Here is a 13,596-nt window from a genome sequence, read left to right on the forward strand (position 1 = left end):
TTTCTTTGTAAAAAAACTTTGTCTAGACTTCAGTATCGTTTTTTTCTGGCCATTGGTTTTTGATTTCTAAAATTTTTGGTAAAACAGATACGAATTTTTCCACAAGTGTAGGATCAAAATGTGTTCCTGATTCCTTTTTCAAAAATTCAATGGCAACGTCCACTTCCCAAGCTTTTTTATAAGGCCTTGCGGTTGTTAACGCATCGAATACATCGGCAATAGCAATGATTCTTCCCTCCAAAGGAATTCCCTCTCCTTTTAATTGGAAAGGATAACCCGATCCATCAAATTTTTCATGATGAGTGATGGCAATGGACTTTGCCAATTTTAACAAACTGGAGTTGTGGTCCCCAATGATCTCAGCACCGATCTGGGGGTGGCGTTTCATAATCTCCCACTCTTCTTGTGTGAGTTTTCCTGGTTTTTGAATGATATGATCCGGAATTCCAATTTTTCCCACATCGTGCATAGGTGCTGCATTTAAAATTTCTTCAGCAGCTTCGGAAGAATAACCGAAGGCCAAAGCAAGGCTTTGTGAATAATGACTCATACGAATCACATGCATACCCGTTTCATTGTCTTTGTATTCAGAAGCCATACCTAGACGTTGTACAATTTGTAACCTCGTTGCCTTAACTTCGTTTACATTTACTAATGATAGATGGTTTTGTATTCTTGCTTTTACAATTGGTGGACTGACTGGTTTGATAATATAATCGACTGCTCCCAATTGAAATCCTTTCTCCTCATCACCCACTTCAGTAAGGGCAGTCACAAAGATAACAGGAATGTACTTCGTTTTTTCATTCGATTTTAAAATTTTACAAACTTCATGTCCAGTCATCCCAGGCATCATTACATCAAGTAAAATTAATTCCGGTTCTTCTGAGATAGCCAGTTCAATCCCTTTGGTTCCCTCTTTAGCAAACAAAAGATGATAGTCACTCTGTAAAATTTCATTGAGTATTTGTAAGTTAGTTGGTTCATCATCAACAACTAGGACCTTTGGTTTCGCATTAATTTTCACTATAACCTCCCATTATTTGAAGTTTTAAAATATTTAACTGTTTAATTGTATTTTCAAAATCAAACTGCTGAATCGATGATTCAATTTGCGAAATGACTTTAGAAAATTCCGTTTCAGATAAAAGATCATACAAAGTATTCCATTCCTTTTGGTCCAAAGACCCCCGAGAAAAAGAATCAGAGAGAACCCGGATGGAATTCAGGACACCGACTTTTGCAGAATTCAAAAGGATTTTGGTTTCACTTTGCGGTATATCCTCTTTTGAAATTTGATTTTCAAACTCTTCCAAAAATCGAAGGTAACTTTGAGTAAATACCTCTTGTAAACTCTCAAAATCTGCATTGTTTAGTTTTTCATTCTGCATTTTCTTTTCCAGTTGCAGAGAAACATTTGCGATTGAAGTAATTCCCAGATTTGAGGAGACTCCTTTCATTCGATGTAAAAAACGCTGTTGGTTGTCAATATCTCCAAGGAGTTTGTTGCATTCCTGCACATCATTTTTGAAATCTGAAAAAAAACTATTCACCATCGATACATATTTCTCTAAGGATCCAAAAAGCTGGATGCCCCTTTGAGACAGGAAAATTTCTTCTTGTTGTGGGTTTCGAGCTGATTGTATCGAAGTTTTGTTATTTTTAGTTATCAGTTTCTTAATTTCAAAAAACAAATCTTGAATGTCTATGGGTTTAGAAACAAACCCGTCCATACCTGCATCTTTTGCTGATTGTTTATCTTCTTCGAATACACTAGCTGACAAAGCAATGATCGGGGTATGACTCGAAGTAGTTTTCTCATATTTACGAATCTGGCGAGTGGCTTCCAGACCATCCATCTCAGGCATCTGGATGTCCATTAAAACTAAATCAAAAGGTTTGGATGTAAAAATCGCAAGTGCTTCTTTACCATTCTTTGCAATCTCCACCTTATGACCATTAGAAGCCATTAAAAGTTGAATGAGCTCCACGTTTTGTTTGACATCATCTACAATGAGTATTTCCATACTCGGTAGATCAGATTGGATTTTCTCATTAAACTCTAATATAGGCTTTCCTTTTTCCAAAGGAAGGGAAACAAAAAAATTAGTTCCAACTCCAAGCTCACTCTCCACCCAAATCTTTCCCTTCATAAGCTCCACTAATTGTTTGGAAATAGTAGTACCAAGGCCTGTTCCACCAAACTTCCTGCTCATCGAAACATCTGCTTGAGTAAACGGATCAAAGATTTTTTCCATCCTGTCAGAAGCAATTCCAATTCCACTATCTTGGATATGAAACAACACTTCGCCATCCTTAGCTGTGATGTTAAGTTGGATAAAACCTTCCTTAGTGAATTTAATTGCATTCCCAATTAAGTTGGTTAAAATTTGGCGAATCCGAAGGCTGTCCCCTCGGTAGTATTCTTCTAGGTTTTCAGCAAGTGAATACTGAAACTGTAATCCCTTACGTTTTGCCTCGATTCCCATAGCAGAACAAACTTGATCCACAAGTGACAGAAGTGAAAAATCAATAACTTCAAGTTCTACTGCACCCCGATCCAGTTTTGCTGAATTTAATACATCGTTTAACAAACGTAAAAGAGATTTTGCAGAATTCTTTACAGTTTCTAATTGACTTTTTTGGTTTCCAAATAATTCACCAGATAACAAAACTTCGGTGAATCCTATGATTGCATTCATCGGGGTTCTGATTTCATGGCTCATATTTGCCAAAAACGTAGTTTTGGTGATGGCAGCCATCTCCGCCTTTTCTTTGGATTCAATTAGAGCTTCTTCGATCATCCTTCGATCGGTGTTGTCTAAGATCACTCCATCTAGGAATTTTACGTTTTTGACTTCATCGAGCACAAGACTGCCATATTCTAGAACCCAACGAATATCCCCAGATTTTTGAATGATACGATAGTTCAAAACAAATGTATCTGAAGTATCGATTGCATTCTGAATGATATTAGAAACATGGATTCGATCTTCTGGATGAATGATTTCTGAAAACGTACGTTTCCGATTAGGTTCCAAAAAATCATTGGAAGGATACCCTGATAAGTTAAGTATCGAATCACTCATAAAAACAGTAGTCCAATACTCATCCACCAAACACCGATACACTACGCCTGGAATATTTTGAATGAAGGACTGCATTTGTTCTTCATTTGATTTTAATGCATTTTCGATAATGATTCTTTCTGTAATATCGCTGATCAAACCAACAAAAATGTCGTCCTGGGGTAGTTTTGTGTGACCAATTGCTAGTCGAATGGGGAAAACGGTTCCATCTTTTTTTATTGCTTCCGTTTCTCTACCGACACCTATAATCTTTGCATTTCCCGTTCTTAGATAATTAGAAAGATACTGATCATGTTCCGTTTGGTAAGGATTTGGCATTAAAATATTAACATTTTTTCCGATGATCTCTTTTGCCTTCCAGCCAAACATTTTCTCTGCACTAATATTAAATTCCTGCACTATACCTTTTGTGTTGATCATTACAATGGCGTCAGCAGCCGTTTCAATGATAGCTCGAAGTCTAGATTCACTTTTTTGTAGATTCTGAAAAAGATCCTTATAACTAATAAAAGCGATTGTTGCCACAGTAGAACCAATGACGAATATACTACCCACACTCACAAGGGAGGCCAAAAATAATTGATCGGGATTCGAAGTCTCGAGGATTTGATTTCCTTCAGTCACAAAACGAGCAGCAGCCATTCCAGTATAATGCATGCCGGAAATAGCACTTCCCATCACAACTCCACTAATGAGCGTTAAATAAATATTTTTGATTTTCAGATTTCTTTTTTTAAGTCGAAATTGAATGAAGATAGATAAAATTGCCAAAGATATTGCCACCACAAGCGAAACGACAAAAAGTAATGGATCATACATTAACTTTGGGCGCATTTCCATCGCAGCCATTCCCATATAATGCATAAAACCAATACCGGCACCAACGATGACTCCAACAGAAATTAATTCTTTTAGACTAATCTGCTTTTTACTCAATGAAACTAATGCAAAATAAGACGCCAAAAAACTAGGAAGTATAGAAAGTATAGTAATGGATTTATTGTATGTGATCTTTGTGCAGAGTTCAAACGACATCATTCCTATAAAGTGCATAGACCAAACCGCACCGCCCATAGACAAACTAGAAGTGAATAAAATTGCTAATCGAGAAAACTGATTCTCCACATTTGAAAATCGATTGAGCATGTATAAGGAAATCCAAGAAGCGAAGATAGAAATAAAAATAGAAAGAGCTACTAACCAATAATTATAAGTGCCTTCCACAAAATACATTTGGCTAGAATCAAAGATAAAAGTTTGTTTTAAAAATTCGATTCCCATTGTTTTACATACACCATCTTTCTCCTATCATTCATCTTAAGAAAATCTGGATACTCGCAATTTAGATATATTCTAAAATGCCTTTTACTCTATTCGTACTAGCACTAAAGGGATCCGTTAGATTGTGATGGTTGGATTCATTTGTGGCAATTTTCACCATTCTTTTTTTTAGCTCCTCTCCTAGTTAAAAAGTTTCTCCAAGATTAAAGAAGCTAAGAGATCATATAAGAAACTTGAAAACCATGATAGAAAATCTCGTCAATATACCGTTCGGTTCACCAGCATAACAAACAAATAGAGTAGACCGATCAGTCTTTATTAAATGAGAAAGAATTACAAACTTTTGGAATTTACTTGCGTATTCTTGTTAACCACAAAAAGGTTTGGTATGGAAAAAAACGTTAAAGATAAAAATGCCATTGTTACCGGCGCTGCGCTTGGTATAGGTAGAGAAACATCACTCATTCTGGCAAAAAAAGGTGCTCATGTAATTGTATCTGATATTAATACCATAGAAGGCAACCGATTGGTTACGGAAATTCAAGACTTAGGTGGTTCAGCTGAATTTATCAAATGTGATGTTACGGTAGAAGAAGAAATTATCGCACTAGTAGAATCTTTAAAAGCTAAAGGCAAACGTTTGGATATTATGGTGAACAATGCAGGGATTGCCAACAAACCCACCTTTATGCATAAGGTCAGTACAGAAGTGTGGGATCGATTGATTCTAATGGACCTAACAAGCGTATTCTGGTGTCAAAAATATGCCACAAAATCAATGCTAGCTGATCGTATTGGTGGATCCATCATCAATGTGGCCTCCATTGCAGGACTTGGTGCTTCCCCTTCACTCGGACCTTATTGTGTAGCCAAAGCCGGTGTGATTGAACTCACCACTACGGGAGCACTCGAAGTCGCAAGGTTTGGAGTTCGGATCAATGCCGTATGCCCTGGTTGGACAGAAACAGCCATCCTCGATGTTGCGGGCGAAAGAGGAAAAGATGCCATGGAAAAAAACATTCCCATGGGAAGGCTTGGAAAACCAGCAGAAGTAGCCAACTTAATTGCCTTTTTGGCATCTGAAGAATCTAGTTTCATCACCGGATCGGTATATCGTGTGGATGGGGGAACGAGGAGTTAGCGGGGCTTGAGTATTAGTGAATCCATCCCGTGAAAGGGATGGGAGGGCTTGGTCTGACGGATGTCAGACGGGAGCGAATGCGCACCCCGGACAAGCCCGGTCCCCGAAAGGCGAACATTCCCATAAGATCGAAAAGTTAAGTTTTGGAATGGAAGACAAAATCTTTCGGGGATTCACCCCCAAAAGGATATCTAAACTAATCTCTCCATACCATTCCGCACAAATCCCCCATTTCCCCCTCAGAATCTAACAACTCCGACCAAAAATTAAACTCTTCCAACGTCTCCCCTTCTCCGAACCTATCCCCACGAACTTCAGCCTCTACAAATGTATCCTCGAAGCAAATTCACCCTAACAAACCTACCAATAGAACAAAAAAAGGATCACCAAAATTATCCTCAAAGGGTAAGATTACACCTACTCCCTCAAAAACTACAAGCGAAGGTGCTTACGTTCCTCAACCTTCTAGCTCAGAGATACACTTAGATGGAGAAAACAATCACTATACTAAGGATCATCTCTATGAGAACCTTACAGATGACATTTTTGTGGAAGCAGAGACTTTTAAGGATCATAAATATAAATCTACTTCGGGTATCCATACAGAGAAGTTCCAAAAACTTACATATAAAATCCTCTATGATCTCTACCCTAAGTACTGCCCCAAATGTAATGTAATACTTTCTAAAGGTGTTAAGAATCGTCCTGACCTTGTAAGATGTGGGAATAAAAACTGTCACCACCAAGTCTCCAGGCTCTCATATACTCCATTACATCATTTTAAGCTACCAATCTGGATGTTTGGGTATATTTTAGAGGAGTCCATCCTACAATTTCCCAAAGTAATTACTTCTGTAGAAATTAGTAAAAGGTTAAGCATATCATATAAGTCTGCGAGGCTTTTGAAGCAACGTTTAATGGTGTTTGCGAGCCATCAGATGGAAGTACTGAGGAAATTATATTACAATGATCTCAAGGAAACTTTCAAAGATGTTACCCTTCCAAAGGTAGAAGACGGTAAGGACGTAAAGAAAGCTATAGGTAAAAAACTATATAGAAAAATACCTCATACAGATACAGCAGTTCTTTACTCTGCCTCTCAGAGAAGCAACCAACATCGTAAAAGGTTTCGTCATGGTGGTCTCACTGCTAGTATATATCAAAGTGACTCAGTTGGGGGGAAACAAGTTGGGATCCTTATTAGTACAATTGCTACTCAAAATGGTTGTGTCTTCTTTGATTCAATCCCAGATCAGAAGGCTAATACTTTAGGAACCATAATTCGCAAAACTGTTCCTTACGAATCTCCCCTATTTTCTGATGAAGGATATCCTTGGTTATGGGGAATTTATAAAAAACATAGGGCAATAAATCATACTGCACACAGTAAAGATAACAGATATAAGTTTGCTCGCAATCGATGGAGTAAACTCTCAGTTCATAACCAAGTAGCTGAAGGTAACCAAAGACTTCTTAAGTCAGCTTTTAGTGCATACTCTTATATAAAGCCAAAGTTCTCGCAACTCTATCTCAATGAACTTGCATTCTATAAATCCATTCAGGTTGTTGGAATGGATAGATTAGTGTCCGCTCAAAGAGAGGGATTTGTGCGGAATCTACCTATTATATCTAAACTATCGCATAACTTCGAACAATCGACCAAGTAAACTATCCTGTGTTTGCATGGTTTTGGAATTGGCTTCGTAGGCGCGGTTCACTTCAATCATATCCACCATCTCGGTCACAACAGAAACATTGGAGGCTTCTAAAAAACCTTGCATCACTTGAGGGGCAAGAAGAGTCGGAAACTTAGTGGGTTCACCCGATTCGGGAGTATCAGAATAAAACGAGTCCCCTTCTTTGTCCAGGTGGCGAGGATTTTCTACCGTTCGAATTTTGAGAGTGTCAAGAAGGACTGGATCTTCAAATCGGTTTTCGCTAAAATTAGTTCCATCTTTCGGGGCCGTTCCAAGTTTTGCATTGATATAGATTTCGCCATTTTCTTTCACAAGAAAATTTCCCTGGTTCACTTGGATGGGACCTTTTTCTCCGAGAAGAGGAAACCCCTGGGGAGTCACAACAAATCCATTTTTATCCAAAACAAAACTACCACTCCGAGTGAGGCGCTCACCTCTGTTGGTAAGAACAGAAAAAAAAGCAGGTTTTTCCATACCAGGTTGGTCTTGGATCATCAAATCAAAGATATTGTCTGTTTTTTTTACAGAGCCTTGGTCGAAGCGAGTGTAAACTTCATTCACTTCGGCACCAAACCCGAGTTTCCCGACCACTGGGGAGGTGTCAAAAGAACCCATAGGTGTTTTGCCAATTCCATCTTCAGAATAACGATGGAGTAACATTTCAGGAAAAGTTTTGAAAACAGTCGTATCTTTTTTGAATGCGGTTTTATCCACATTGGCCAAATTGTTGGCGATCACATCCATTCTTACTTGTTGGGAAATCATCCCGTTGGCGCCTGTATAAAGTCCTCGTAACATAACTTTCCTACCTATCATTTCTTTCGGTCAGATCTGCCAATTCCCTAAGAGAAAATGCGACATAGTCAAAAAAGAGTTGAAGTTTTCGTTAAAATTCATAGAAATGAAGGACATGAAGTTATCCATCGGAAACCTCCCCCAGTCGCTTACTGACGAAGCCCTTGAGAAACTTCTTTCCGCTTACGGGAAAGTTGAACACCTCCATATCAAACGTGACAAAATCACCAAGGTATCCTTGGGATACGGAACGGCGGAAATGGCGGATGCTGAGGCTACCAAAGCAATTGCTGCCTTGAACGGAAAAGAAATGGAAGGGAAAAAATTGGTTCTCGTCAACCAAGAAGAACTCACCAAATCACAAAATGATGCTGCCAAGAAAAAAGGAAGTCCTGCTGTTTCCAAACCAACCTTTGGACGAAACCAAACCAGTGGTGGTGGCAATACAGGAGTCCAAAGGAGAGGCGGTTCTCGCGGTTCGTAGATGAAACAACTGACCGGCAGTTACCTTTCCGTTGGAGCCGGAGAGAACCAAATCCCCCTGATCCGGGCAGCAAAAGCCAGAGGACTGAAAGTCATCTCGGTGGACACAAACCCCCAGGCTCCAGGTCTTGTGGAATCGGACATTCGCATATTAGAATCTACTCACGAATATCGGAAGATCCTACACTCTATGAGTCGAGTGCCTCTTCCCTTCAAATTGATGGGAGTTGGTTCCCGTTCTTACGGCAAAGCGGTTTACACAGTATCTTATTTGGCTGAAAAATTAAAACTCCGAGGCAATCCTCGCGATACAGTGAATTTGTTTTTGGATAAAGAAAAATTCAAAAATTCAGTAGCAAAATTTGGAATCCCACTTCCGAATTCTTTAACTTCCAATTTAATCACCAAAGCAAAAGAAAAAAAAATAGAACTTAAATTTCCAATCATCGCCAAACCCAAAGAAGGTTCTGGAAAAAAGGGAATTACTGTTTTGGAAACCGAGTCGGAATTCAAAAAATTTAGTCGTTTAAAAACCAGTGAAAATTTCCTCCTAGAGCCTTTTATCCCTGGAGATGAAGTCACAGTTCTCGGTTTTGTCATTGCTCGACGTTTTTATTTAGTCTCACTTACTGATAAAATTACTACTGGCAAACCATACTTTATTGAAGTGGCACATGTAGCACCATCGAAACATGTCCCGATGGCCGGGGAATTAAAGATGATCTGCCAAGCCATAGTCACTGCCACAAAACTAAAAACTGGTCCTTTTGTGGCCGAATTCAAAATCACAAAAAATAAAGAATGCCTTCTGATTGAGTCTGCTCCTGAAGTGGGTGGTGAATTTCTGGCTGATGTGCTTATTCCGGAACATTATGGTTACCAATATTTTAACGATCTACTTTCTGTCACCATTGGAGAAAAAACAAGGCCAGGCTTTTTAAAAAAAGCCAAAGATGGAACCACCAAATCAGCGTTAATTTTTGTCCTACCCAAAGAAAATCAGAAGAAAATGGGAGAACCCATCACCTTACTTGCGAATTTCGGTGAAACCGTTTTTTTTCAGAAACAATTGGTTCCCACAGGTGCTTCATTAGAAAAGTTAGAGGGAAATCACAAAAGAACCCAAGTTTTTGGGATCACAACAAAGTCATCAATCAGCACGGAAGATTGGTTAGATTCTATTTTAACAAGACTCAATTCATGAAAAATGTCTGGGATGAACACTACGAAAGACCAAAATCAAAATTGGCCTTTCCGGATGAAAATTTGGTACGATTGCTTTCTCGAATTAAACCAAACAACAGAAAGGCTCTAGACTTTGGTTGTGGATCCGGTAGGCATTCTTATCTCCTTCGGAATGAGGGTTACGAAGTCACCGCCTGCGACACAGCAAAAACTACCATAGACAATTTGAAATTAGAACCCTCGCCGATTCAGTGGATTCATACACCCGATTCTCATTTGCCATTTTCACCCAAGGAATTCGGCTTAATTGTAAGTTGGGGAGTCTTTCACTACAATAAGAGAGAAGAAGCAAAAAAATTGCTCTCCTCTTTGTATTCCTCTTTAGATACAGGAGGATTTCTTTTAGGTTCCATTCGGGCCGAAGGGGACACTCATCTTGGACTTTCGAAAGGCAAAATGAATTTGGCTGACCTTAGCGGTGGTTATGCGGAGATTTACACACTCGAGGACTTAAAGGAATTCCTCTCCATTTTTTCGAATGTATCTATTGGGTATTCGGAACGAACTCCCCTCGGTAAATTGGAAGAGAGAATTTGTCACTGGTTTTTTCTTGCTGAAAAATAATGAATCCATATCTTTCTTTGAACGAAGAATGCCCTCTTGACCAACTTTGCGATTGGTTACCTTTATATAAAACCACGGGAAAATATTCCGGATTGTCTATTGTCGAATGCAAACATTGTAAACTCCAAGCACTCTATCCAAGACCCAACCAAAAAGAATTATATGGACAAGACTATTACCAAGGTAAAGCCGACTATACCTATATCGATGAAAGAGAAAACAAAAAATTCGCATCGTACGTTTGGAAAGCTAGAATCAGAAACATTCAAAAGTTTGTATCTGGGGGAAACTTTTTAGATATAGGTTCTTCCTTCGGAGGATTTTTAGAGTCAGCACGAGAGGCAGGATTCCAAGTCCAAGGGGTAGAGATTTCTGAATATTCTTCTCGTTATGCAAATGAAAATGGAATCCCAACCTTTAACGGAAGTTTAACTGAAGCAAAATTTCCAAACGACCACTTCAATGTCATCACCATGGTGGAAGTGATCGAACATATCGAAAATCCTAACCTTTTTTTTAAGGAACTAATGCGGATTCTAAAACCGGGAGGTCTCCTCCTACTCCAAACTGCCAATTTTGATGGGTGGCAGGCCAAAAGAGAAGGATCAAATTATCATTATTATATGCCTGGCCATCTGTTCTACTACTCAGACACCATACTTAAAAAAATATTGACGAACCTTGGTTTTAGTCGTTTCGTAACATACTTCGGAGTGGATTTTCCATTATTTGCAAAACTGCAAAAATCAAGGGGATCTTATAAAAAATGGAAGGACTACTTTCAATGGATTCGCATTTCGTATTACCATTTCAAATCAAAATGGAAAAAAAATGGATATCCCATCACCTCAAGTTACGTTTTGTACGCTTTTAAAAAATAGGTAAACAGGCATGAATGATACTACCAAATCTCCCTTACTCGTCCGACTGACTGCAATTCCAGAAGAAAACGGCTGGAAACGAAAACTCATTTTAAGCATTCGAGTTTTACTTGTATCAGTGCACCGGTTTATGAAAGACGATTGCCTGATCATTGGTTCGAGTCTTGCTTATACAACTATTGTCACTCTCATCCCCACTCTCACCGTAGCCCTTGCTTTAATCACTGTGGCCTCGGGAATCCAAACAAGACAAGGGGAAATGGTAGATGAAATTAATTCCTACCTTCTTAGAAACAATATTCAGTTTGATATTACTCCCTATCTGGACACTCTAACCGATATTATCTCGACTGCTTCGCAAATTGGAGCTGTGGGATTTGTCGTTTTCATCTTTTCGGCTACTGCTGTTCTGCGATCTCTAGAAAAAGCTTTTCATATCATTTGGAAAATTGACCTCCATAGAAATTTTATCAATAAATTCGTATTTTATTTTTTTCTAATCTCATTTGGCCCTCTACTTTTTGTCGTTGGTAAAAACATTACAGATAAAATCTCTGATTCAGTTCGGCCTCCGCACTTAAAGTCTATTGTTTCGACAAAACAGGGAGAGTTGTGGGTCGCAGGGGAAAAAGGAAATATTGGTACAATCAAAGAACTCAACAAATCCATATCCTTTATCCCAAATTCCAGCATCGACTTCGAAAACATGCTCTGCATTGATTTTGAAACTGTAGAAACAGGAACTTGTAAAAAGCCAGATATATCGAAAGAAAATTTTTTCCGTATCAGAAGCATTGGCAATGACCTATTTACAATTTCAGAAGAAGGAACTTTTCTTTATTCCAATGATTTGGGGAAAACTTGGAAACTCCATTCTCTAAAAGGAATCGTTGTCTCCGACTTTGGTGCCATTGATTATGATACTCTTTTCATTCTGACTCAGGACACTCGCACTCTTCGTTATGAAATTGGAAAAACATTAAAAGAAATCAAACGATTTACAGACCCTGCCATCACACCAATTAGGATTCGTTTCTTTTCGGAGAAGGATGGATTTATCTTAGATCGTGAAGGAAGGCTTTGGAAAACTAGCGATGGTGGAACTTCATTCTTTCCGCAAGAAATTTCTCAAAAACCACTCAATGATATCGCATTCTTAAACAGAAATGTAGGTTTTCTTGTCGGTGACAGCGGTGCTATTTTTAAGACCACTGATGGTGGATATACTTGGGCTGACTTAGGACATAGGAAATATTCATACGAACGAGTATGGATTTTTGCGTCTCCGAAAAAACAGGACTACGATGTTTTTATTTTAACTTCACTTGGTGATATTTTACTTTCAGAAGATGAAGGAGAGAACTGGTCTACCGCATACAAAGGTAAGGCGGGAATGATTTTAGACATGATCCTGCTTTCAAAAAAAAGCAAGGAAGTAGAAGTCCCAACAGACGGAACCACTCTATTAACAGAAGACACAATTGAAATCGAAACACAAGGCGAAGGTGAAACTTTAAACGAAGGGATGTTAGGTATTGTGGGTGTGGGTGAATTCAATAAAATCATCCGTGTAGAAGATGATTCCAAAGGACAAACCATCTGGAAAAAATACCAAGGAGGAAAACAATTTTTCTCCCTATATTCGATTTTCCAAATCCTCCTACCTTTACTTGCTCTCTGGTTGTTCTTTTTGTTAATTTTTAATATCATTCCGAACACCAAAGTTCCGATCAAAGCTTCTTCTATTGGAGCCGCAATCACGGGGATCATTCTCATTATTTTCTTTTGGGGGTTTATTAATATCTATCTAACCTCATTTACCGAAAAAACAATGTTAGTGTATAAAGCACTTGCTGCAATCCCAATTGCCCTACTTGCTATCTATTCGATATCACTAATCATTCTTTATGGTGCCGAAGTGACAGCCACCTTACAATTCCCAGATCGATACATGTTACCCAAACATCCGTTCGATGATATTGATAGCAATCTGTCTTATGAGTTTTATAAAACCATCCAAGTATTGGCTCTGACTTACGACCACCAATCGAAAAATGGTGAACTCATCAAACTTTCGGTTTTAAGAAAGACCCTTCTGATGCCAGAAAAAGATTTAAACGATATTTTAGACAAACTCAGTGATACAAAACTTGTAGAGATCACAGAAGACAAACGAATTGCTCCGGTAAAACTCAAAGAACAAATTGATTTGGTATCTCTCTATGAAAATACTTCCCGTTTTAAGTTGGGAGCTCCCAAAGAACTCGCAAATATTTCCCCGAAACTCAACGAAAGCCTCGGACAATTAGAAGGAAAATTAAAAGAAGAACTAAAAAAGATCTCTTTCAAAGATCTGATTTAGAATAGAAAATAGGAACTAGTAGTTGAGATTTAGAAATTGGAAATCGAAAGGAAAGTTC

The 13,596-nt window shown here is 38.5% G+C and carries 10 protein-coding genes; 7 read left to right on the top strand and 3 right to left on the bottom strand.

The genetic code is table 11. The features are described from left to right. Window positions 1-22 precede the first annotated feature (22 nt). Both LEP1GSC195_RS06615 and LEP1GSC195_RS06620 read right to left on the bottom strand, forming a co-directional pair. Window positions 23-1,027 carry an HD domain-containing phosphohydrolase gene (locus tag LEP1GSC195_RS06615; protein ID WP_015682644.1) on the bottom strand — a complete coding sequence of 335 codons (1,005 nt, stop codon included), beginning with the start codon at window positions 1,025-1,027 and terminating at the stop codon, window positions 23-25. Continuing rightward, entirely contained in the window at window positions 1,017-4,370 is a 3,354-nt protein-coding gene (locus LEP1GSC195_RS06620) for an MHYT domain-containing protein (RefSeq protein ID WP_015681896.1), read from the bottom strand. Before LEP1GSC195_RS06620 ends, LEP1GSC195_RS06615 begins: the two co-directional genes overlap by 11 nt. Window positions 4,371-4,758: 388 nt before the next feature. Here LEP1GSC195_RS06620 and LEP1GSC195_RS06625 point away from each other — a divergent pair, with 388 nt between their 5' ends. Next, complete coding sequence (locus tag LEP1GSC195_RS06625) at window positions 4,759-5,511, top strand: SDR family NAD(P)-dependent oxidoreductase (protein WP_040506979.1); 753 nt, start codon at window positions 4,759-4,761, stop codon at window positions 5,509-5,511. Between the two features lie 902 nt (window positions 5,512-6,413). After that, the gene (locus LEP1GSC195_RS06635; protein WP_232227721.1) at window positions 6,414-7,178 is read left to right on the top strand and encodes a transposase; all 765 of its coding nucleotides are present in this window, start codon (window positions 6,414-6,416) and stop codon (window positions 7,176-7,178) included. On the opposite strand, the gene LEP1GSC195_RS06640 is transcribed toward LEP1GSC195_RS06635, so the two are convergent. Beyond that, on the bottom strand, window positions 7,146-8,006 hold the full coding sequence (locus LEP1GSC195_RS06640) for a flagellar hook-basal body protein (protein WP_015682311.1): 861 nt from the start codon (window positions 8,004-8,006) through the stop codon (window positions 7,146-7,148). The genes LEP1GSC195_RS06635 and LEP1GSC195_RS06640 overlap by 33 nt on opposite strands. Window positions 8,007-8,118: 112 nt before the next feature. Here LEP1GSC195_RS06640 and LEP1GSC195_RS06645 point away from each other — a divergent pair, with 112 nt between their 5' ends. From LEP1GSC195_RS06645 to LEP1GSC195_RS06665, 5 genes are read left to right on the top strand one after another with little or no spacing between them, the layout of a single operon-like run. Further along, complete coding sequence (locus tag LEP1GSC195_RS06645; protein ID WP_015681390.1) at window positions 8,119-8,487, top strand: RNA recognition motif domain-containing protein; 369 nt, start codon at window positions 8,119-8,121, stop codon at window positions 8,485-8,487. Then, window positions 8,488-9,690: an ATP-grasp domain-containing protein gene (locus LEP1GSC195_RS06650; protein WP_015682063.1), complete on the top strand. Its 1,203-nt coding sequence runs from the start codon at window positions 8,488-8,490 to the stop codon at window positions 9,688-9,690. After that, window positions 9,687-10,295, top strand: coding sequence for a class I SAM-dependent methyltransferase (locus LEP1GSC195_RS06655; RefSeq protein WP_015681841.1), 609 nt, complete (start codon window positions 9,687-9,689; stop codon window positions 10,293-10,295). The genes LEP1GSC195_RS06650 and LEP1GSC195_RS06655 overlap by 4 nt, the downstream gene beginning before the upstream one ends. After that, on the top strand, window positions 10,295-11,176 hold the full coding sequence (locus LEP1GSC195_RS06660; protein ID WP_015682499.1) for a class I SAM-dependent methyltransferase: 882 nt from the start codon (window positions 10,295-10,297) through the stop codon (window positions 11,174-11,176). Before LEP1GSC195_RS06655 ends, LEP1GSC195_RS06660 begins: the two co-directional genes overlap by 1 nt. Before the next feature lie 10 nt (window positions 11,177-11,186). Continuing rightward, a complete protein-coding gene (locus tag LEP1GSC195_RS06665) occupies window positions 11,187-13,538 on the top strand; it encodes a YhjD/YihY/BrkB family envelope integrity protein (protein ID WP_015680769.1) in 2,352 nt (783 codons plus the stop codon). Window positions 13,539-13,596: the final 58 nt, after the last annotated feature.

Origin of the sequence: Leptospira wolbachii serovar Codice str. CDC (genome assembly GCF_000332515.2) — a bacterium.
Lineage (GTDB): Bacteria > Spirochaetota > Leptospiria > Leptospirales > Leptospiraceae > Leptospira_A > Leptospira_A wolbachii.